Below are 19,116 nucleotides of genomic sequence, written 5' to 3'. Positions count from 1 at the left end.
TAAGAAAATTTGGCAAAATTTATTAACTTACGCAGATTGTAACGAACTTTTATCTACGGGTTCCAAGCGCCCCTGTATCCGAGAAACAGTATGCAGCGACAAACCCATGCGCGAACTCAGTTCTTCTAAAGTAAAGCCGTCGTGAGCGCGATCGGTCAACTCAGCTTGAGTTTTAGCAGATTGAAGTTTATCCCAGCCTTTGAGAGTGAGGATAACTCCTCGACTTCGTCTGTTGATTCTAGAACCAAAATAATGACCCGAACTTGATGAGGATAAGTTGCTCCTTTTATCGGTTTATCTAAAATCAGGTTTCCCTCATCATCAATTTTGCCAGTAACTTCAATCGCTTTCATCAAGTGCTTACCTCGTTTTATCAAAAATCAAGTCTATAATTCCTGTTTTGCTCCCGCAAACGGGTTTCATTATATTTGAAACTAAAGATATAATGTTTTCTCAAATCGACGCTCAAGTTTCAATCCCGCAAACAGGTTTCATTTAATTGAAAAGATTCACTGGACTACCAAATAGTTTGCACATGAGGATAATCTATAATTTTGGTATCGCAAGTCACTAAAGATATTCCATATCGCCTTGCAATTGCTACTATAATCCTGTCAGCTGGATCTTTGTGAAAATCACCGGGTAGTTGGGTGCTGGCTATGGCATCTATAGGCGACAAAGGCTCAATTACAACGCCCGAATGAGTTTGCGCTAGTTTATACCACTCCTCGATAGGTAATGGTAAATTTAATTTCCCAATACTTGACTTGACAGCAATTTCCCATACCGAAATCGCCGATACTAATAAACCATTTTGTAGTTCTTCTGCATTAATTATAGTTTGTGCTTGAGTGGATAATTGGTTGGGTTCGTGCAGTAACCAAAGCCACACGTGGGTATCTAATAGAATCATTGAGACAGTGTATCCCACAGTTCTGGCATGGCTTCGTCAAAATCTTCAGAGATTGTTATTGGCATTCCGCGCAGTGGATAATTGTGTGGTGTATCAGAATCAGAATTTATCGTCAAGGGAACTATACGGGCAATAGGCATCCCATTTCGGGTAATAAGAATTTCGTTGTGAGTTGTAGTTACTTCATCAAGTAGAAGAGCAAGAGCCGTATCTGCTTCTTTTATTTCAAGGTGTTTCATCTTAAAGTTACCCACGTTATTTTTCTTGTACTATTGTGCGAGCGTAAACTGTTCATCAGTTCTCACCTTGAAGGAGTAATTCCATGACAAACGCTTCACGTGCCTTGCACCGATCTGCAACTCTAAGTCCTTCATGTATTTCAGTTAGGGCTACAGTAAACTTGACTTCAGTCTGCGATTCAGCATTTTTTTAACCTCCTTGCTTTAATTTAACATTTATGTCAAGTCTGTCGCTGGCGAGACACAACGCCAACCCAAAAGCAGCAAAAGCAAATTGCAACGAACTTTTATCTATCGAACTGCTAAATACAGAGTCCGATCTGGTTCTGTCAATCTCAATGCTGAAAATCAGACGATGTCTGGCGACAAGAGGCAGAGTGCCTACGCAAGTTGGGCATTTATTAAGTTGATTAAGAAAAATGGCACTATTCCCTGGGAACAAGTTAAACGAGAATTAGCCAGCGAAGAAATATAAAATTGAATTAGTACTATAAAGAATCAGGAGGTTAGAACAATGCAATATCAGGTATTTGTTAGGAGCAGCGCCGAAAGCCACTTCGTTGCATCTGTTGTTGGTATGCCAAACTTAACGGTTGAAGGTACAACTGAAGAAGAAGCGATCGCCTTGGCAAAAGCTGCTCTAAAATCTCAATTAGCAACGGGTAAGTTGGTGACGATTGAGATGAATCTAGAAGATGGGTTGAATGAAACTGTATCTTCAATAGAGAAGCCATTTTTTGAAACGGCAACAGATGATGAATGGGAAGCAGCACTCATGGAACTGGCAAATAGTTCCTTTTTTAGTAAAACGCTGCCTCTGTCGGATGAAGCCATCAGCCGCGAGAGTATTTATCGCGAACGAGAAGATAAGCAATTATGAGTTATTTAATTGATACAAATGTTCTATTACGTCTAGTCCAGAAGGATAGTCCAATGCATACTGACGTTCGTAGAGGGTTGATGACACTCCGAAAACAAAGTGAAAGGATAGCAGGGCATGGAAAGATAAACTCTTTCATAAACTCGTCAGGCAGTTCTTGTGCGGGAATTGATGAATTGCTTAGTGTGTAGAAGCCTGCAATTTGGTCTTGGTTTGATTCGCTTAGCATAAGCAAGGCTTTGGAGAATCCTTCTTCTTGTGCTACTTTTTTAAATTTCTCTCAGTATTTTTGGTAGTTCTGTATCAAGAACCATTACCACCTACCGTAGGGGCGCAATGCCTTGCGCCCCTACAAGTCTGAAACGACCATTATTCGTTGATGCATATGATAAGCTCAACTTTAATTGTGCTGACTTACTTAGCAATTTCTCAAGCAATGGTTGCTCTAGGAGTTGCTTTTGAGTTTTCCGAATGTAGTCTTTGGCTGTTGCTTTTATCAAAGCATGGGTTTGGAAGAGGGGAGTAGGAAATCGAAGTTTGGATGTTCTGGATGAGTGAGTCCCTCCTTTCTTGACTAACCCGTTCAACAAAACGCCGTGTGATGTGTTCCATCACTACTGGTTGCAGGAAGAAATGCTCGCCGCTTTTTTCAACTAATGAGCGTTGCAACAGGGATTTGATTGCTGAAGGTAGGAGACGTTTGAAAGAAGATGTCACTGTATCTTCAGTTAACTCGGCAAAAGAGACTGGCTCTCGATGAATTGCCAGCCAATACATCACTTCCTCTTCCACCACCGACAAACGGTTAATTTGGCATTCTAATAACTCGCTAATGTCCTCAAAAATCGATATCCCCTGTTCCACATACTCCAAAACTGAGGCAATTTTACCGTTAAAAAGCTTTTGAGTTCCCGCAGCTACCATCTTCAGTGCTAGGGGATTGCCCCCATAATGCTGGATTAGCATTTGCCACTGTTGTTCTGTACCCGTGAATTGTCCTTTCTGCTGGAATAACTGTTGTCCTTCGATAGAACTCAATCCCCCCAATCGCAAACATTTCACCCCTGTTTGCTCTCCAACTAATGGTGCTATCGCTCTTGGTTTTTCTCTAGAAGTCACCAGGACACAGCTCTTGTGAGGAGCTTCCCCAAGGCATTTGAGTAAGCGATCGTACCCCTCGTACCCAGGACGACATTGTCCCGCCTGACCACCACTACATAAAATCGTTTCCACATTGTCTAAAATCACAAGACAACGATGGTTCATCAAACATTCCATCAGCTTCGATATTTTGCCATCAAAGCTTTGAGCGATCGCTGTATCGAGTCGCAACGCCCACAGCAAGAATTGCAGTATGCTTGTTAATGTCTCCTCTACTGGTGGCGCATTTTGCAGGCTTCGCCACACCACTGCCTCAAATTCCGTTTGGATTTGCAGCCCTAATCTAATAGCTAAGCTACTTTTGCCAATCCCACCGATTCCTAACAACGCCACTAAACGACACTGTTGTTCTAATATCCATTCCCGTAATTGCACCAGTTCCACAGAGCGACCATAAAATACAGAGACATTCGGTGCTTGTCCCCAATCATACTGCGGACAAGCGCGTCGCATTTCCAATTCGTCAGGAGGACTTGGTCGAGTATAATCTTCCTGACACAACTCCAACCCAAAAGCAGGAAAAGCCGATTGCAACGAACTTTTATCTATCGGTTCCAAGCGCCCCTGTATCCTGGAGACAGTATGCAGTGACAAACCCATGCGCGAGCTCAGTTCTTCTAAAGTAAAGCCATCGTGAGCGCGATCGCTCACGATGGCTTTAGTTTTGGCACCTTGAAGTTTATCCCAACCTTTAAGGGTGAGAATAACACCTCGGCTTCGTCTGTTTTGTTTCATCAACTTCACCTAAAACAAAGTAGATGCATCTCAATTGAGGAAAATAGAAGGAGATAGTTGAAAAACAATAATCTTTATTGACAAATAAAATAAACTCTGATAATGAGCCTATTTTAGTCGAGCTAACTCTTCTATATAACTTATTAGATGAAGTTAAAGTTTACTTATGCACAAACCACAATTGCTGTAAGTAAACTTAGAAGCAAGAAAAGGAGCTGCACTCGCATGGATAGATTAAAAGGACAGTTTCAGGCATTGCTAGGGCAGACGGTCACCTCCCTTGCTAGAGTTGCTCTAGCACAAGACAACAAGTTGTCACCCTTGATGGACACCATTTTATTTACGTGCTGCAATAGTAGAAATTTTGAATTGCTGGTTGAGCAGGATACAGTCAGGTTTGAAGAACTATCCTCAACTAACAATTTATTATTCGCCAGCTTTGAACTAGAACCAAGCGAACAATTAATAGCCTACCCTTGTACGGAAATTGATAAAATACCACAGACTATAGCGAGTTTAACGGAGATATGGGCAGGCAAGGACGAAACAGAGTTTCTAGTCGCAATTAGCTTTTGGGATGGGGATAAAAATCATATTATTTCAGTTTGTACAGAAGGAGACGAAGCAGAGCTAATGATGAACCTTGAAGAACTGTGGCAGCGAATTGATGACATGATTTTTAGCTATGGGACTTTATCGCATCAACTGTATACAAGTGCTAAAGATATTAAAGACACAGCAGTAAGCTTGGTTGGCTCGAAGTAGTAGCGTGCGTTTTTAGACCGTAAAGAGTAAAAGAACTTAATAAAAGTGTAATGTTTGTAGAGGTTGATAGGTGAGGAGAACGCAGCATTAGGAGTATATCAATGCAGTCACAATTCCTCATTTATTGAGCGGATACGAATTATTTATAGTTAATGATGTAGTATAAAAGTATAACCTAACTTAATAAATTCTTGTATTTTTAAGATGACTTATGGAGTTGAAGCAAAATATTAGAGCAGTCATTCATCCAGGTGAACAGCACGGATATGTAGCAGAATGTCTAGAAGTTTCCGTAGTAACTCAGGGAGATACTTTGAATGAAGTTGTTCACAACCTTCGTGAAGCAGTCGCTTTGCATTTAGAAGACGAAGATCCAACTCAATTTGGCTTAATAGATAAACCTTCTCTACTGATAACTTTTGAACTCCAACCAGAATATGCCTAGACTCAAAAGATGATCGGGCGCTGAGGTTGTGGACATTTTGAGTAAGTTTGGCTTTGAGGTACACAGCCAAAAGGGTAGTCATGTTAAGTTGCGTCGTTCTGGTGTAGAACAAAAAGAGACTTTAACAGTGCCTAATCATCGGCAGTAGTTGAAGGAACTTGCAAAGCTATTTTTAGACAGGCAAGTAAATATATTCCTGAAGAACAAATTTTTCCCTTCTTTTACGAGTAAAGTAAGTAACCACTTACTCTGTACTTTTTGTAGTTCTTCTGCATTAATTATAGTTTGTGCTTGACTCGATAATTGGTTGGGTTCGTGTAGTAACCAAAGCCATACGCGGATATCTAATAGCATGATTGAGACAGTTCAACACAGCGACCATAAAATACAGTATCCTAGAGACGGTGTGCATTGGCATTTTCCGTAATAGAGGGAAAAATGGAAACTACAACGAGAAAACAAGCTCTAATAAAAGCTATTTATGAGCGATTAGAACAAGCTTATGAAGATACTTTAGAGGATGTCATAGAACTTTTAGACATTCGTAAAGCAGAAGATCGAGAGGATATTAAAGCTTTAGACGAAGGACGGGAAGATATTAAGAAAAATGGCACTATTCCCTGGGAACAAGTTAAACGAGAATTAGCCAGTGAATCAATGTAAAATTGAATTTTCTCATGCGGCATCTAAACAACTTAAAAAACTACCTATAAAAGTACGGACACGTCTATGAACATTCTGCTTGTCGAATCTTTAGCCAATGCAATCAAAGCTTTGTATGAGTGAAGAACGAGAGTTATTAAACCAAAAATTAACACATCAATCGAATTGGCAAAACTTACGTTCAACAATTTTAGCCACTGCTCAAGCCATACAGCAACGACGTAGTAGTCAACCCTTTGAACCAGATATTGATGAAATCGTTCATCAAATGCGAGAAGAAAGAGATCGAGAATTAATGACAGATTGGTTTTCTAATCAAGAAAAATCATGACTATGCAATTGATTTGTGTGGATGCTAATTTTGTAGTTAAGTTAATCAACAGTCCCTCAGAAACATCACCCCATCTAACATTATGGGATACATGGGAGCAAACCCAAACCAAGATTATTGCTCCCACCCTCTTATGTTACGAAGTTACAAATGTATTTTATCGAATGAAAGTGGCGAAACAATTACTGAACACAGAAGCCAAGCAATATCTTAACAATGCTCTGAATTTACCCATTCAATTTTATGGCGATCGCCAACTTCATCAACAAGCCTGGGAAGTCGCGCAACAATTTAACCTCACAGCTGCTTATGATGCTCATTATTTAGCATTAGCTCAAAGATTTCAAGCAGATTTCTACACAGGTGATAAACGCCTATTTAACACTGTTCGTTCTGCTTTGCCTTGGATTCATTTGGTTGAATAACCTTAGCAATTGCTCAAGCAACGGTTGCTGTAGGAGTTGCTTTTGAGTTTTCCGAATGTAGTCTTTGGCTGTTGCTTTTATCAAACCATGGGTTTGGAAGAGGGGAGTGGGGATTAGGGCTTTGTTTGTATCCTACATTCCGCACCCCCTACTGTCACAATCGGTTTTCTCGGATTTTTACTAACGAGAAAAGCTGTATTTTATACAAAAATGGGTAAATTATCGATGGCGATCGCCAAGCCCAAATCCTCAAACGTCCAAAATTCGTAGTGTGACACTTTAGGGTGCGGAAGGTGGGTTGTATAGCCCCAAAATTCTATTCTGAGGGTAATGTGCCAAATTGGGATGCTCCCCAAAATTCTGGCATAGCTTCGTCAAAATCTTCAGAGATTGTTATTGGCATTCCCCGCAGTGGATAATTGTGTGGTATATCAGATTTTTTCGTAAAGGGAACTATACGGGCAATAGGCATCACATTCCGGGTAATAAGAATTTCGTTGCGAGCAAACTAACAGTATCCATCGCTACCTGAAAGGCAAGGATATTAATAGAAGTCATCAATGGCAAGCTGTAACAATTGTCACAGGATTAAGTGGTGCAAAGCGTGTTAAATGCCCAACTGGTACAGAACGGGAAAGCTGCACTTGTAATAACTGGTAATGCCAAGAATGAGATTGAAACCACGATAAAGCAGTGTTGAGATGTTCTAAGGTGGCTAGAGAGAGAACTATAACGCCGTCAGGAGTGAGTTTTGTAGCGCAAATCTGAAGAATTTCAGTTAAGTTACCTCCACTACCACCGATGAAAATACGATCTGCGCTTTGTCCAGCACCAGGAGTGTTACACTTTTCTTCAAGAGTTTGCAAAATATCCGGTGCATTGCCATGAATGGAAATGACGTTCTCCACTTGAAAGCGACGGCAATTTTGGGCAATTAACGCACTACCTACAGCAGTTTTTTCAATGGCGTAAACCTTGGAAGTAGGAAACATGCGGGCAATTTCAATGGATACAGAACCAGTCCCCGCACCAATATCCCAAATGATTTGTCCGGGGCGCAAGGCGAGTTCAGCTAACACTAAAGTCCGCACTTCTCGCTTTGTCATCAAACCAGGACGATCGCTAAAACTGAGAAAGCACTCATCTGGTAACCCAAAATACGGTAAAGCCGAAAGATTTAGCGGTTTTTCTCGCTCCTGTCGCAGCAGCAATACCACATTCAGAGGTGCAAATGTAGATTTTGCAACATCTCTACACAATACTTCTATAGAGAAAGACTCAACACGCTCCAAATCCCCACCTAAATTTTCACAAACCCACAACTGATACTGGCTGGGTAAATTCAGAGATTGTATAAGTTTAGCGATCGCATTTGGGGTATTTGTCCCATCTGTCAGTACAGCTATTTTCTCCACCCCTTGCTGCAAGGCATGAATTAATTCTTCCACAGAACGCCCGTGTGCGCTAATAAAGCACGCATCATGCCAGCTTGCTTTCACGCGATTAAAGGCTAGCTGTACCGAACTGAGATGAGGGTGAAATGTCAGCACATCTTTGGGCAATTCCGTTAAAAGCAAGCGTCCCAAACCGAAAAAGAGCGGATCTCCAGAAACTATAACAACAACACCATCACAGCCTTTGTCTATATAGTCACGAATTATACTAATATCTTCAGTAAAATTTTTGAGTAGCAACCGTTGACTTTGATGGTTGGGGAAATAACTTAAATGGCGATCGCTACCCACCAGCAACGTCGCCCGTTCAATAATTTCCCTAACTTTTTCACTCAATCCAGCAATTCCATCCAGACCGATACCTATAACATTAACTTTGGTCATTTGTCAACTAACCAGCCAATCCAGATGTTAAACGCTTGATAGCGCGACTAGCAACATCAACGTAACGCATTTCACCACACAAGATTTTGCCCATAATTTGGACAGATGAGGGACGCTTAACACCCACTTTATAGCCAATACCAGCAAAGCGATAAAATAGCCCTGCCAACTTCTGCGCCCAAGCCATATCACTCCCCCATTGTTCATTCATGGTGTTTGTGTAGTCCTCCAATGCGTTGATGTCGCCACCAACTGCTTTATCGATAGCTTCTGCTGCTTTTAAACCGCTAAAAATCGAGGGGCGAATACCTTCTGCAGTGAATGGATCGACAACACAAGCTGCTTCCCCTGCTAAAACTGCATTGTCAGCGTGCAACTTTTGATTACCATTCCACAAACACAAAGCATGACCGTATTGTTGGCAGGTTTTGATGTCCACACCAAATTCATTACCATACTCGCTTAAAATACTCTTGAAGTCTTGAGTACCACCCCTACCAACAAAAGTGCCAATACCAATAGAGTAACCATCTGCTTTGGGGAAGTTCCAGAGGTAACCGTTTTTCACCATGCCAAACTCGAAGTGAGCAACGTTACCATTCTTTACATCTGCTTTTGCTTCTGCTTCCAATGCCCCTGCTAGAAGACGTTTGCGTTCTTTAAACCCAAGCCATTTAGCCATAGGTCCTTTAGCGCCATCGGCAGCAATTAAGTAACGACCTCTTACCGAACCATGAGCGGTGTTAACTTGCCAACAATTGCTTTGAAATTCAATACTTGTTACTTCCGTATTATCTCGTAGTTCAGCCCCTTGCTTTTGTCCTTGCTCAATCAGAAAATGGTCAAATATATCCCGCCTTACCATCCAAACTGGTTCGGCAGTTCCGATTTCTGCTTCTACCGGATCGTCCATGTTCCAGGTACAACGGATTGTGTCTGCTTTGATGGAAATTGCTGGACTAAAGTCAAAGTCAAACCATTGAGCAATCGCAGGTGAAACGCCACCTCCACAGGGTTTGTATCTTGGTAGAGACTCTTTCTCCAAAACCAATACCGAACGCCCGCGCTTGGCTAAATGATATGCAGCACATCCACCAGCAGGTCCTGCGCCAACGATAATGCAGTCGTACATAAGGATTTTGGATTTTGGATTTTGGATTTTGGATTGGGAATATTTTTGGGAACGAAAGACAGGAACTCTTACGCCTTTTTTGACCAGTTCCCAGTCCCCATTCCCCCTTCTTAGTAGTTGATGCACCCACTTTAGTATATTTTTTAGACAGTTGTAATGTCTTTTTCTTTCTCTGCCAACAATTCATTAATTCTGGCAGTGTACTTGTCGGTCAACTTTTGCAGCTTATCTTGCTGATCTCGTGCTTCATCCTCAGAGATGTCCGCAGCTTTTTCCATTTTGCGAATTGTATCTAAGGCATCACGGCGGATGTTACGAATACCAACGCGTCCTTCTTCAGCGTACTTAGCAGCGATTTTTACGAGTTCTTTACGGCGATCGCTAGTCAATGGTGGAATGTTAAGCCGAATTAAAGTCCCGTCGTTACTGGGGGTTAAGCCCACATCTGACAAGGAAATTGCCTTTTCTATCAGGTTTAAAGTACTCCGCTCGTAAGGCTGAATCAAGATAGTTGAAGAATCTGGCGTGTTGATGTTTGCCAGTGATTTTAAGGAAGTTGGTGAACCGTAGTAATCCACCATTACCTTATCCAATAAACTCGCATTGGCGCGACCAGTGCGAATGGTATTAAAATTCCGTTGAGTTGCCTCTACGGTCTTTTGCATCGTACTCTCAGCTTCAGCTAATTTCACATGAACCTCCCACAACCGTGCCTATGGATTCTCCCATGACTGCTCTGCGGATATTTCCCCGCACAGTTAAGTCAAATACAAGAATAGGGATATTATTCTCTTTACACAAGGCTATCGCAGTCGTGTCCATTACCCGCAAATCTTTTGTTAAAACGTATCCATATGTCAAACTATTATACCTTTTTGCATTGGGGTATATGTGGGGGTCTGCATCGTAAATACCGTCTACTTTGGTTGCTTTGAAAATCACGTCGGCTTCAATTTCTGCTGCTCTGAGGGCTGCAGTGGTATCGGTGGTGAAAAAGGGATTGCCCGAACCCGCACCAAAAATAACCACTCGCCCCTTTTCTAGATGACGGATAGCACGACGGCGAATATAAGGTTCTGCAAGCTCCTGCATGGAAATGGCGGTTTGTACCCGTGTTTGAATTCCAATGCGTTCGAGGGAGTCTTGCAACGTCATGGCATTCATTACTGTGGCAATCATCCCGATGTAGTCACCAGTTGCTCTGTCCATTCCCGCCGACGCCGCTTTGACGCCACGAAAAATATTTCCGCCTCCAACAACGATCGCGATTTGAACGCCAGTTGCTGCTACCTCTGCGATTTCTTCAGCTATTTCTTTTACCACTTCCGGATCGATTCCATAGCCCAAGTTGCCCATGAGGGCTTCACCACTTAGTTTAAGTAAAACCCGTCGGTAATGTGTTCCCATGAAGTTACGTTTTGTCCAAAATTGAAATTGCCTCCAATTTAAGATAACAATACAGCGACACTCTGTCTCTAGTTACCTATTACTAAAGATGTACCCAAAGGTTCTGTTTCTGTCAAAAGAATTTCTTGTCCTGTTAACAAACAGGCGATCGCTTGCTTGAGGTAGTGCTGCGCCACTGATTTCGGATTCTGGGGGCGATCGTCTATTTGTCCTTTGTAGCAAACGACACCCTTAGCATCTATAAGAAACGCCATTGGTGTTTTGCTAGTCCCAAAACTGCGAGTCACCTCTTGAGTTGGGTCCCACAAGTAGGGAAAGTTCAAAACATACGCTTTGGCATAAGCCTGCATTTGTTCAAAAGTTTCTGATGGTTCTGTTGTGAGATCGCTACCATTCATGCCGATGAGTGTAAACCCTTGCTCGCCAAATTCGGCTTGAATGTTTTTCAACCTTTCTACATACAACCCAACATAAGGACAGTGGTTAGACATTGAAATGACGCCGACCGCACGGAACTTTTCCAGATATCTGCTAAGATGGTGTACCTGACCGTCAATTCCTGGCAGTTCAAAATCTGGTGCATAGCCCCCTACAGGAGTATAAATTTCTGTTATAGTCATCTTCCTAAGCCGAACAGTACTAGTAACAAGACAATATAAGTTTTTATTCAGCGCCCGTTTCCAGCTGCAAACCACTCTCGCGGATACTGGACACTTAATCATTTTATATACTAATTTTGCAGCCGTAAATTGTGAAACTACTGAAATAAAGGCTAATTGCTAATAGTCCAATTAGCCATTAGCCATTAGCCATTTTACTTTTTCAATACCACTTGAAAAGAGTTCAAATAACCTGTAATGGAACCATTGATGGTTTTTTGCTGCCTTTTGGTAGTGATTACCATAACCTGATACAAACGACCTTCGGCAAAATACATCCTATTCCTCGTTATTTTCCCTCCAGAATTAATGTACTCGATTTCTTTACCGGGATGACCGTTTGAGCTGCGAATATCCTTCTGAGCGATTAAATTACTTTGAGTCGTTTTTAGAGCCATTTGCTGGGCATCTTCCAAGACGGATTGAGCAGATGCCATTTGACCGTAGTTATCAGGAAAATCATTATAAGCCACAAGATAAGCCACCTCTTGGTTGGGAGGTTGAGCCACAAAGACTTGTAGTTGAATCTCGCCCATGTGAGTTTTCTGAGTTTGAGATTCAATTCTTGGCAAACCGGGCATTAAGACTGTAAAACGTCCATCTGGGGGTGTGAAAACTTTCCACTGTGACTTTACTGGTTGAGCCGCCACTGGTCTATTTTGAGAAACCGAGCGTTTGGATGGGCTGGCTTCAACTGCGACAGATGCATTAAATAGGAAAGTGGCTGTCAAGAGTGACAGCAAACTTTTATTTGTCATAGTTTTTACTTTGAACGATGCTGCTAGATGTTATAACCTAGTTGCACCAATAGCAGCACCTATTAATCCCACTTCTTGGTTAAGAATGACATGCACGGGAATATCTTCCAGTAAACTACGCATTCTGCCTTTTTGGGTGAAGTTCAACATGAACTTGTCTTCTTGTATAAGGGGCAATATTTTGGGTGCAATGCCACCTGCGAGGTATAAGCCACCATAAGGCAGAAGTTTGAGGGCTAGATTACCTGCTTCTGCGCCATATGCCCCTACAAATAACTCTATTGTTTGCTCTGAAAGTCTGTCACTTTTTTGTAGTGCTGCTTTACCAATAACAGCACCCGGATCGACGCTTTTCTCCTGCTTGCCTGCCTCTTGTTCCCAAGTTCTGACAATTTGGGCAATTTCCGGTGATTCAGCAGTGGTTTGGCGATCGCGTAAAAATTGATAAATGGCTACAATTCCCAACCCCGAAACGACGCGTTCTACAGAAACACGCTGGATATCATGTTTATCCAATAAGTATTTTAACAGTTGAAACTCTAACTCAGTACGGGGACCAAAGTCCGCATGACCCCCCTCTGAAGGAAAAATTTGATAACTGGAACCCTGCTTAATTAAAAATCCTTGTCCCAAGCCAGTGCCAGCACCAATAATCGCTATGGGGGCATTACTGTTGGGTTTACCTGGTTGTAAAGTTAAGATATCCTGTGGACTTAAACCCAATACACCATAGCCAACAGCAGCAAAGTCGTTAATTAGCCTCACTTGGGCAATACCCAGTTCCTCTTGTAATCGTTTGGCATCAAGGAACCACGCTAAGTTGGTCAACTTGGCTGTATTGTCCACTACGGGACCTGCGATCGCAAAACAAGCTTTTTGTGGTAATAATCCACCTGAGTTTTTCAGAAACTCCCGCACCATCGGCACCAAATCGGGAAAATCGCCACTGCGATGTCGTTCCTCATAAACATTGTGTAAAAGCAGTTGCTCTGATACCTCAACCAACCGCAAAATGGTTTTCGTGCCCCCGATATCTCCTGCCAATAGTAATGTCATAGCGATGTTAGTGGTTAGTGGTTAGTGGTTAGTGGTTAGTGGCGTAGGACAGGCGTCTCGCCTGTCTTAGTTAGTGGTTAGTGGCGTAGGACAGGCGTCTCGCCTGTCTTAGTTAGTGGTTAGTAGGGACGCAAAGCCGCCGCGCTACAGTGGTTAGTGAAAAAACTACTAACTACTAACTACTAACTACTAACTACTAACTCCTCATTATTTTGCATCTCTCCAACACCAGATTTGAATTGAACTATTTTTTTAGTCACTGCTTACTGGTCACTGGTCACTGGTCACTGGTCACTGGTCACTGCTTACTGGTCACTGGTAATCGGTCACTGACATCAAACCTGATGACCTCTTCTACTTCGGTTAAATGAGAAGTATCTCCCTTAAGTTCTAGTAGCCACTCAGGTTCTTGACGGACAACTTTTACTAAGCTACACAACGATGCTTTCACTTCTGTGCGGGCAATTTCACCAACTAAACCCATTGCTGCTCCCACTACAGATGCGCCATGTCCTACTAAAAGAATATCCTGTGGTGAGAATTCTGTAGTCAAACATCTAGCTGTTTGCCCCGAACGTTCTAGCATTTGTGGGCGAGTTTCGGGATACTTGGCGGCTATCTGGGGAGTATAGCTTGTGTCAATTCTGGGGAATAACTCTGCCAATGCTGGTGTTGAGAGTCTTTTTGGTTCTTCTGTCATCCAAGCTGCATTATGCCATTCACTCATACCCGTTTCCAGCTTTATGGGTAAATCGAGAACTTCTGCTACAGCATTCGCTGTTTGTACTGTCCGTAAAAAGGGAGAAGCAAAAATATGGGCAATCTTTTCTCCCTTAAGACGGTTAGCTAGTTGCTGCGCTTGTATAAAACCGTCTTCCGACAGTGGTGGATCGTAGCGTCGTTCTGCAGTTAAAAACCAATCAGGGTTAACAAAATCGAGACGGTTAGCGTGTCTTGCTATCCAGATTACTTGACTCATGCGGGTGATTTTATACATTCAGCATAGGCTTAAACCTGAGACTATGCCCACTAAAGCCGTGTTCCCAGGCTATCAATTCAATCATACGATCGTTCTTAACTTTTTTTAATAATTACCTGACTTTATCAAAATAGGTAAATAGAAGTCATACCATATAGCAATCATAAATCATTCGTGAAAAGTGAGATCCCCGACTTCTTAAAGAAGTCGGGGATCTGGACTCACTCAATTATCACAACTGAAATAGGATTGCTATATATGTCAGATTAAAGTCTTTTTAGCCAAGTTTCTAGAGCAATATTTAAAACCACATTGATATAATTGGATTCTTCTGTTTTTCCAATAGCTTTCAAATAACTGTTTATTTTCTCCTAAAACTAAGATATCACAAAATTGACCGCTAACATAGTGTTGGCGCTTCAAAAGAGTTAATCCCAGCAGATGTTTTAAATTTTTCCAAACAAAATTTTCTAACCCACTTCAGTTGCAAATTGCTAACCTGCACCTGTTTTAATTAGCTTGACAAAATCCATTTTCACAGCGAGAACTTCAGTCATTTGCTGCTTTTAGTATTCCCAGAGCAAGAAGTGATTTACCTTTCTTCAGTCAGGTTAAGCGACAGCAAGAACCACCTGCTGAAATTTCTCTGCTAGCAACAAAACGGCATCTTCGATAACAAAACGTCGTGGCGTCCCATTTTGTTCGCTCAGTTGTTCCACAATCAAACCGGCTTTTTCAGATATTCTTGGTGGAGTGTATTCTCTGCCAAGACCCACATATTTCCATGGTGTTGGCTCTTTTTTGGGTTGGTTATCCTTGTATTTTTTGGTTTCAATTTGAATATCTTTTTTGGAGACCTCTTGGGTGCAGGCTTTTTCTAGCATGGACTCGATAACGTCAACTGGTGTCCGTCCTGCGGCTAATTTATACAGTGCTGATGGAGAGAGGTTGTGATTGATTTTCTCAAGTTGTCTTGTGGTGAAGTTTCCAAGTATGGGTGCTAGCTTCAATAACTGGTTGGCAATACCCGATATCCATCCTAAAGAGTTGGCTAGGGCTTGCTCATATTGTTTTGGTTTGAGTTTTTCTTTGAGGAAAAGCAATAATTGCCCAATTTTGGCGGTGCCTAGTAATGTGACGGGGTTTGTGTAGCTAATCTCGCTTTTAACTTCTTCTATTAAGTTTTTCCCCGGTCTAGCTAGTCTACGGATGAGATATTGAACTTCTTGAGCAACTGTTTCAGAAAAATTCCCAGCAGGATCTGTTCCCGGTGCTTTAGTCATGCTAAGATAACTCCAGAAATAATATTTTTTGATTTTTTTTGAGGAAGCGCTCATGTTGGTCAGGAGCACTTCCTCGTTTACTTATAATACAATATTCCGGAAATTTTTTTGGAATATTTTCTGTGTAGTTTTAGATTTTTGCAGAGAAAAACAGTGACTCTACAGGCTCGACGCGACGCGATCGCGAAGCGCAAGCTGTACTCAGCTTATCGCACTCCACGATTTCCCAGAAATAATTCATCCCCAAATGTGAAGTGGATCTGCTTGTTTGCTTCTTTTAAATGTTAATCTAATGTCAATATATTGTTTGGCAGCAAAAGCTAAGCGACAGCGAGAACCACCTGCTGAAATTTCTCTGCTAGCAACAAAACGGCATCTTCGATGACAAAACGTCGTGGCGTCTCATTTTGTTCGCTCAGTTGTTCCACAATCAAGCCTGCTTTTTCAGATATTCTGGGTGGAGTGTATTCTCTGCCACGACCTGTGTATCTCCATGGTGTTGGCTCTTTTTTGGGTTGGTTATCCTTGTATTTCTTGGTTTCGAGTTGAATATCTTTCTTGGAAACCTCTTGGGTGCAAGCTTTTTCCAGCATGGACTCGATAACGTCAACTGGTGTCCGTCCTGTGGCTAATTTATACAGTGCTGATGGAGAGAGGTTGTGATTGATTTTCTCAAGTTGTTTTGTGGTGAAGTTTCCAAGTATGGGTGCTAGCTTCAATAACTGGTTGGCAATACCCGATATCCATCCTAAAGAGTTGGCTAGGGCTTGCTCATATTGTTTTGGTTTGAGTTTTTCTTTGAGGAAAAGCAATAATTGCCCAATTTTGGCAGTTCCTAGTAATGTGACGGGGTTTGTGTAGCTAATCTCGCTCTTAACTTCTTCTATTAAGTTTTTCCCCGGTCTAGCGAGTCTACGGATGAGATGTTGAACTTCTTGAGCAACTGTTTCAGAAAAATTGTCAGCAGGATCTGTTTCCGGTGCTTTAGTCATGCTAAGATTACTCCAGAATTATTATGAAACTAGTTTTTTCGAGGAAGTGCTCTTGGTGTCAACTCGAGCTCTTCCTCGTTTACTTATAATACAATATTAAGGGAATTTTTCTGGTAAAATTTTCTGTGTAATTTTAGATTTTTTCAGAGAAAAACAGTAACTCTACCTTCATGCGAAAGCACAATGCTCTGGCGGAATTTAGGGAGGTAGCTTGAAATTTTTATGCATGAATGTCAGAACGCAAATCAATATGCCAAGGAACTCTTAGTTTGGTATGACAAACATCATAGACCCCTGCCTTGGCGTCAGAATATCAACATTTATCATACTTGGGTCTGCGAGGTGATGAGTCAACAAACCACTCTAGCTGTTGTTGTTCCCAAATTTTCAGAATTTGTCAAGCAACTCCCTACTGTTGACGACCTTGCAGTCTGTGATGAGGACACGCTACGCCAACTGTGGTCGGGTCTGGGTTATTATGCTCGTGCTCGTAACTTAAAGAAAGGGGCAATATTTATTGTTGAACACCTTGAAGGTCGTTTTCCTCAGTCATGCAAGGAGTGGCTGGAAATTCCTGGTTGTGGTCTGTATACAGCAGCTGTAATTGCAAGCGTTTGTTTTAACGAAAAAGTTGCTTGTGTTGATGGCAATGTGACACGAGTTGTTAGTCGTTTGCTTGCTTTATCTAGAGATGTGTGGGGTTCTTCCGGTCAATCAGTGATTCGAGATTTTGTAAATAGTATAATTTCTGATGAACGTCCCGGTGATTTTAATCAGGCAATGATGGAGTTGGGTGCAACGGTTTGTCGTAAAACAAAACCACTCTGTTTGTTATGTCCGTTGCGATCGCAGTGTTTGGCTAGTGAAAAGAATTGTACTGAACTTTGTCCTCCTCAGAAACCCAGACGTGATGCAGTGGATGTAGAATTATTTGCTTTGATTATTTGGAGAAAGGCAACTGATACAATCGCTATTGTAGAAAGAACAAAAGGATTTTTAGCCAATACTGTTGGTTTTCCATTAATTCCTGAAATTGAAGTGTTAGAAGTCAAAAAGAGGTTTAAATCTCTCAAACAGTTTCAACTTGTGGAGTTACCTGGTACGTTTGCTCACAATATCACCCATCACCGGATTTCAGGAAAAGCTCTTGTTGTGCAGGAGGTTGAAGATTACTGGAGCGCTGCTGTTGAAGATTTTTGGCAGAAACTCGGTTTGCCACAACCTTTTTACTGGGTTGCAAGTCAGGCGATCGCAACAAAACTTTCTACTTCATTAGACAAAAAAGTTTTCAAGCTTTTTCATGTCAGCCCCTTTGGTCATCCTAACTCGAAATTGTGATTACTGTACCGACGTTCTAGTAAGGTTTACTTAGATAGTTAATCTTCTAACAGGTAAGGAAGTAGAATGATATTTATCCGAAGGAAGAAGTTTGAAGGAAGGACCGAAGTTGGAATTTCTATGCCGTTCGCGAAGCGTGCCGTATTCGGCATAGACGGCACGCTTCGCGAACAAACTTCTTTCTATAGGGGTTTAAAACCCCATCCCCTTAGGGTTGCCCGTTTTGAGTTGGGGTCAGAATCCACATATAAAAACAAAACTTCTTCCTTCTTTCTTCTTTCTTCTTCCTTCGTTCAATAGAATTTAGTATAAATTAATTCATGATGCATTTAATCAAATAATGGAAGCCCACACAAGGGAGATTCGACGTTACATGACAGCAGATGGCAAAATTCCTTTTGCCGAATGGTTTGATGGTTTACGCGATAATAAAGCCATATCTAAAATCAATAGTAGGATTAAGCGAGTTACTTTAGGTAATCTCGGCGACTACCGTTCTATAGGAGAGGGAGTCTGTGAACTTAAAATTGATTGCGGTCCCGGCTATCGCATCTATTTTGGGCAAATAGGAATAACTATCATACTTTTACTGTGTGGTGGAGATAAAAGCACTCAAGCAGAGGATATTCGTAAGGCGAAGGAGTATTGGGAAGACTATGAAAAACGTCAAAACGCCTACCAGTGATAGCTGGCTGGACGCACTTATTCAATCTCTGAAAAACTCGCAAAGGGCTGTCGGTTATATCGAGGCTGTATTAGAAGAAAAAGATCCAGAACCCGAACTACTCCGTTCAGCACTTAAAGATGTTGTTGCTGCACGGTTGCTATCCGATAATCTTTCTGAAGAAGCCAAACAACATTTTGAGAAACTAGATAAAATTCTTGCAAAAACAGGAGGTACAGAAATTTATACTCTAGTTGAATTTTTAGATGCATTGGGTTTTCGGATTGCAATCGCGCCTAAAGATTAGATACCTTGGCATTATTAATATTTATAAATAATTTTGATGGGTATGTTTGCTAAGATCCCCGACTTTTAAGAAATCGGGGATCTAGCAGCCCTTCAGAATCAATGAAACAGACCAGCAGATAGGACTCAAGCCCACTACGTAAGGTT

Annotated in this window: 26 protein-coding genes and 1 pseudogene; 11 read left to right on the top strand and 16 right to left on the bottom strand. The window is 41.6% G+C overall.

The window, feature by feature from the left end; all coding sequences use genetic code 11:
- Positions 1 to 27: 27 nt before the first annotated feature.
- The 4 genes and pseudogenes from WA1_RS60455 to WA1_RS31510 form a co-directional block, all read right to left on the bottom strand.
- Positions 28 to 159 carry a hypothetical protein gene (locus tag WA1_RS60455; protein WP_272819265.1) on the bottom strand — a complete coding sequence of 44 codons (132 nt, stop codon included), beginning with the start codon at positions 157 to 159 and terminating at the stop codon, positions 28 to 30.
- A gap of 59 nt (positions 160 to 218) precedes the next feature.
- Positions 219 to 353 (bottom strand): annotated as a pseudogene (locus tag WA1_RS31520) (type II toxin-antitoxin system RelN family antitoxin); the annotation flags it as partial.
- A 164-nt stretch (positions 354 to 517) separates the two neighbouring features.
- A complete protein-coding gene (locus WA1_RS31515) occupies positions 518 to 913 on the bottom strand; it encodes a type II toxin-antitoxin system VapC family toxin (RefSeq protein WP_017740315.1) in 396 nt (131 codons plus the stop codon).
- On the bottom strand, positions 910 to 1,152 hold the full coding sequence (locus WA1_RS31510; RefSeq protein WP_017740316.1) for a type II toxin-antitoxin system Phd/YefM family antitoxin: 243 nt from the start codon (positions 1,150 to 1,152) through the stop codon (positions 910 to 912). Before WA1_RS31510 ends, WA1_RS31515 begins: the two co-directional genes overlap by 4 nt.
- Positions 1,153 to 1,426: 274 nt before the next feature.
- Between WA1_RS31510 and WA1_RS31505 the strand changes: the two genes are divergently transcribed.
- Together WA1_RS31505 and WA1_RS60450 are read left to right on the top strand one after the other, a co-directional pair.
- Positions 1,427 to 1,627: a hypothetical protein gene (locus tag WA1_RS31505; protein WP_017740317.1), complete on the top strand. Its 201-nt coding sequence runs from the start codon at positions 1,427 to 1,429 to the stop codon at positions 1,625 to 1,627.
- 39 nt (positions 1,628 to 1,666) lie between these two features.
- Positions 1,667 to 2,032, top strand: coding sequence for a hypothetical protein (locus tag WA1_RS60450; protein WP_017740318.1), 366 nt, complete (start codon positions 1,667 to 1,669; stop codon positions 2,030 to 2,032).
- Between the two features lie 429 nt (positions 2,033 to 2,461).
- Here the strand turns inward: WA1_RS60450 and WA1_RS31495 are convergent, their stop codons facing one another.
- Positions 2,462 to 3,928: an NB-ARC domain-containing protein gene (locus tag WA1_RS31495; protein ID WP_051076993.1), complete on the bottom strand. Its 1,467-nt coding sequence runs from the start codon at positions 3,926 to 3,928 to the stop codon at positions 2,462 to 2,464.
- A gap of 225 nt (positions 3,929 to 4,153) precedes the next feature.
- On the opposite strand from WA1_RS31495, the gene WA1_RS31490 reads away from it, so the two are divergent.
- The 6 genes from WA1_RS31490 to WA1_RS31470 all read left to right on the top strand — a co-directional run bounded on the left by WA1_RS31490 (position 4,154) and on the right by WA1_RS31470 (position 6,557).
- The gene (locus WA1_RS31490) at positions 4,154 to 4,693 is read left to right on the top strand and encodes a hypothetical protein (protein WP_066613070.1); all 540 of its coding nucleotides are present in this window, start codon (positions 4,154 to 4,156) and stop codon (positions 4,691 to 4,693) included.
- Between the two features lie 211 nt (positions 4,694 to 4,904).
- On the top strand, positions 4,905 to 5,138 hold the full coding sequence (locus WA1_RS31485) for a type II toxin-antitoxin system HicB family antitoxin (protein ID WP_017740320.1): 234 nt from the start codon (positions 4,905 to 4,907) through the stop codon (positions 5,136 to 5,138).
- A gap of 28 nt (positions 5,139 to 5,166) precedes the next feature.
- Positions 5,167 to 5,286: a type II toxin-antitoxin system HicA family toxin gene (locus WA1_RS61865; RefSeq protein WP_419183599.1), complete on the top strand. Its 120-nt coding sequence runs from the start codon at positions 5,167 to 5,169 to the stop codon at positions 5,284 to 5,286.
- Positions 5,287 to 5,576: 290 nt separating this feature from the next.
- Positions 5,577 to 5,801: a hypothetical protein gene (locus WA1_RS31480; protein WP_017740321.1), complete on the top strand. Its 225-nt coding sequence runs from the start codon at positions 5,577 to 5,579 to the stop codon at positions 5,799 to 5,801.
- Positions 5,802 to 5,916: 115 nt separating this feature from the next.
- A complete protein-coding gene (locus WA1_RS31475) occupies positions 5,917 to 6,132 on the top strand; it encodes a hypothetical protein (RefSeq protein WP_017740322.1) in 216 nt (71 codons plus the stop codon).
- Complete coding sequence (locus tag WA1_RS31470; protein WP_017740323.1) at positions 6,129 to 6,557, top strand: type II toxin-antitoxin system VapC family toxin; 429 nt, start codon at positions 6,129 to 6,131, stop codon at positions 6,555 to 6,557. Before WA1_RS31475 ends, WA1_RS31470 begins: the two co-directional genes overlap by 4 nt.
- Positions 6,558 to 6,873: 316 nt before the next feature.
- On the opposite strand, the gene WA1_RS31465 is transcribed toward WA1_RS31470, so the two are convergent.
- The 11 genes from WA1_RS31465 to WA1_RS31415 form a co-directional block, all read right to left on the bottom strand.
- Positions 6,874 to 7,029: a hypothetical protein gene (locus tag WA1_RS31465; protein WP_017740324.1), complete on the bottom strand. Its 156-nt coding sequence runs from the start codon at positions 7,027 to 7,029 to the stop codon at positions 6,874 to 6,876.
- A gap of 85 nt (positions 7,030 to 7,114) precedes the next feature.
- The gene (cbiE, locus tag WA1_RS31460; protein ID WP_017740325.1) at positions 7,115 to 8,395 is read right to left on the bottom strand and encodes a precorrin-6y C5,15-methyltransferase (decarboxylating) subunit CbiE; all 1,281 of its coding nucleotides are present in this window, start codon (positions 8,393 to 8,395) and stop codon (positions 7,115 to 7,117) included.
- A 7-nt stretch (positions 8,396 to 8,402) separates the two neighbouring features.
- Positions 8,403 to 9,527 (bottom strand): geranylgeranyl reductase family protein, encoded by a 1,125-nt coding sequence (locus WA1_RS31455; protein ID WP_017740326.1) that lies wholly within the window; start codon positions 9,525 to 9,527, stop codon positions 8,403 to 8,405.
- Positions 9,528 to 9,670: 143 nt separating this feature from the next.
- Positions 9,671 to 10,219 (bottom strand): ribosome recycling factor, encoded by a 549-nt coding sequence (frr, locus tag WA1_RS31450; protein ID WP_017740327.1) that lies wholly within the window; start codon positions 10,217 to 10,219, stop codon positions 9,671 to 9,673.
- Entirely contained in the window at positions 10,206 to 10,934 is a 729-nt protein-coding gene (gene pyrH / locus WA1_RS31445; protein WP_017740328.1) for a UMP kinase, read from the bottom strand. Before pyrH ends, frr begins: the two co-directional genes overlap by 14 nt.
- 68 nt (positions 10,935 to 11,002) lie before the next feature.
- Positions 11,003 to 11,554: a thioredoxin family protein gene (locus tag WA1_RS31440; protein WP_017740329.1), complete on the bottom strand. Its 552-nt coding sequence runs from the start codon at positions 11,552 to 11,554 to the stop codon at positions 11,003 to 11,005.
- Positions 11,555 to 11,748: 194 nt separating this feature from the next.
- Positions 11,749 to 12,351: a hypothetical protein gene (locus WA1_RS31435; protein ID WP_017740330.1), complete on the bottom strand. Its 603-nt coding sequence runs from the start codon at positions 12,349 to 12,351 to the stop codon at positions 11,749 to 11,751.
- A gap of 30 nt (positions 12,352 to 12,381) precedes the next feature.
- Complete coding sequence (locus WA1_RS31430) at positions 12,382 to 13,407, bottom strand: glucokinase (protein ID WP_017740331.1); 1,026 nt, start codon at positions 13,405 to 13,407, stop codon at positions 12,382 to 12,384.
- 298 nt (positions 13,408 to 13,705) lie between these two features.
- The gene (locus WA1_RS31425; protein WP_017740332.1) at positions 13,706 to 14,386 is read right to left on the bottom strand and encodes a histidine phosphatase family protein; all 681 of its coding nucleotides are present in this window, start codon (positions 14,384 to 14,386) and stop codon (positions 13,706 to 13,708) included.
- Positions 14,387 to 14,997: 611 nt separating this feature from the next.
- Positions 14,998 to 15,669, bottom strand: coding sequence for a hypothetical protein (locus WA1_RS31420; RefSeq protein WP_017740333.1), 672 nt, complete (start codon positions 15,667 to 15,669; stop codon positions 14,998 to 15,000).
- Positions 15,670 to 15,989: 320 nt separating this feature from the next.
- Positions 15,990 to 16,661: a hypothetical protein gene (locus WA1_RS31415; RefSeq protein ID WP_017740334.1), complete on the bottom strand. Its 672-nt coding sequence runs from the start codon at positions 16,659 to 16,661 to the stop codon at positions 15,990 to 15,992.
- A 222-nt stretch (positions 16,662 to 16,883) separates the two neighbouring features.
- Here WA1_RS31415 and WA1_RS31410 point away from each other — a divergent pair, with 222 nt between their 5' ends.
- From WA1_RS31410 to WA1_RS31400, 3 genes are all read left to right on the top strand, one after another.
- A complete protein-coding gene (locus WA1_RS31410) occupies positions 16,884 to 17,999 on the top strand; it encodes an A/G-specific adenine glycosylase (RefSeq protein WP_017740335.1) in 1,116 nt (371 codons plus the stop codon).
- Positions 18,000 to 18,339: 340 nt separating this feature from the next.
- The gene (locus WA1_RS31405; RefSeq protein ID WP_026134348.1) at positions 18,340 to 18,684 is read left to right on the top strand and encodes a type II toxin-antitoxin system RelE/ParE family toxin; all 345 of its coding nucleotides are present in this window, start codon (positions 18,340 to 18,342) and stop codon (positions 18,682 to 18,684) included.
- The gene (locus WA1_RS31400) at positions 18,656 to 18,970 is read left to right on the top strand and encodes a helix-turn-helix domain-containing transcriptional regulator (RefSeq protein WP_017740338.1); all 315 of its coding nucleotides are present in this window, start codon (positions 18,656 to 18,658) and stop codon (positions 18,968 to 18,970) included. Before WA1_RS31405 ends, WA1_RS31400 begins: the two co-directional genes overlap by 29 nt.
- Positions 18,971 to 19,116 lie beyond the last annotated feature (146 nt).

This window comes from Scytonema hofmannii PCC 7110, from assembly GCF_000346485.2.
Lineage (GTDB): Bacteria > Cyanobacteriota > Cyanobacteriia > Cyanobacteriales > Nostocaceae > Scytonema > Scytonema hofmannii.
The sequence above is the reverse complement of the archived record's forward strand: the minus strand, read 5'-3'. Positions and strand labels throughout refer to the sequence as shown.

What these genes read in the sequence shown, in the direction of transcription:
- WA1_RS31515 (WP_017740315.1), bottom strand. Translation starts at nt 913, where the DNA reads ATGATTCTATTAGATACCCACGTGTGGCTTTGGTTACTGCACGAACCC.
- WA1_RS31510 (WP_017740316.1), bottom strand. Translation starts at nt 1,152, where the DNA reads ATGAAACACCTTGAAATAAAAGAAGCAGATACGGCTCTTGCTCTTCTA.
- WA1_RS60450 (WP_017740318.1), top strand. Translation starts at nt 1,667, where the DNA reads ATGCAATATCAGGTATTTGTTAGGAGCAGCGCCGAAAGCCACTTCGTT.
- WA1_RS31495 (WP_051076993.1), bottom strand. Translation starts at nt 3,928, where the DNA reads ATGAAACAAAACAGACGAAGCCGAGGTGTTATTCTCACCCTTAAAGGT.
- WA1_RS31490 (WP_066613070.1), top strand. Translation starts at nt 4,154, where the DNA reads ATGGATAGATTAAAAGGACAGTTTCAGGCATTGCTAGGGCAGACGGTC.
- WA1_RS31485 (WP_017740320.1), top strand. Translation starts at nt 4,905, where the DNA reads ATGGAGTTGAAGCAAAATATTAGAGCAGTCATTCATCCAGGTGAACAG.
- WA1_RS31480 (WP_017740321.1), top strand. Translation starts at nt 5,577, where the DNA reads ATGGAAACTACAACGAGAAAACAAGCTCTAATAAAAGCTATTTATGAG.
- WA1_RS31475 (WP_017740322.1), top strand. Translation starts at nt 5,917, where the DNA reads ATGAGTGAAGAACGAGAGTTATTAAACCAAAAATTAACACATCAATCG.
- WA1_RS31470 (WP_017740323.1), top strand. Translation starts at nt 6,129, where the DNA reads ATGACTATGCAATTGATTTGTGTGGATGCTAATTTTGTAGTTAAGTTA.
- WA1_RS31465 (WP_017740324.1), bottom strand. Translation starts at nt 7,029, where the DNA reads ATGCCTATTGCCCGTATAGTTCCCTTTACGAAAAAATCTGATATACCA.
- cbiE (WP_017740325.1), bottom strand. Translation starts at nt 8,395, where the DNA reads ATGACCAAAGTTAATGTTATAGGTATCGGTCTGGATGGAATTGCTGGA.
- WA1_RS31455 (WP_017740326.1), bottom strand. Translation starts at nt 9,527, where the DNA reads ATGTACGACTGCATTATCGTTGGCGCAGGACCTGCTGGTGGATGTGCT.
- pyrH (WP_017740328.1), bottom strand. Translation starts at nt 10,934, where the DNA reads ATGGGAACACATTACCGACGGGTTTTACTTAAACTAAGTGGTGAAGCC.
- WA1_RS31440 (WP_017740329.1), bottom strand. Translation starts at nt 11,554, where the DNA reads ATGACTATAACAGAAATTTATACTCCTGTAGGGGGCTATGCACCAGAT.
- WA1_RS31435 (WP_017740330.1), bottom strand. Translation starts at nt 12,351, where the DNA reads ATGACAAATAAAAGTTTGCTGTCACTCTTGACAGCCACTTTCCTATTT.
- WA1_RS31430 (WP_017740331.1), bottom strand. Translation starts at nt 13,407, where the DNA reads ATGACATTACTATTGGCAGGAGATATCGGGGGCACGAAAACCATTTTG.
- WA1_RS31425 (WP_017740332.1), bottom strand. Translation starts at nt 14,386, where the DNA reads ATGAGTCAAGTAATCTGGATAGCAAGACACGCTAACCGTCTCGATTTT.
- WA1_RS31420 (WP_017740333.1), bottom strand. Translation starts at nt 15,669, where the DNA reads ATGACTAAAGCACCGGGAACAGATCCTGCTGGGAATTTTTCTGAAACA.
- WA1_RS31415 (WP_017740334.1), bottom strand. Translation starts at nt 16,661, where the DNA reads ATGACTAAAGCACCGGAAACAGATCCTGCTGACAATTTTTCTGAAACA.
- WA1_RS31410 (WP_017740335.1), top strand. Translation starts at nt 16,884, where the DNA reads ATGCATGAATGTCAGAACGCAAATCAATATGCCAAGGAACTCTTAGTT.
- WA1_RS31405 (WP_026134348.1), top strand. Translation starts at nt 18,340, where the DNA reads ATGGAAGCCCACACAAGGGAGATTCGACGTTACATGACAGCAGATGGC.
- WA1_RS31400 (WP_017740338.1), top strand. Translation starts at nt 18,656, where the DNA reads ATGAAAAACGTCAAAACGCCTACCAGTGATAGCTGGCTGGACGCACTT.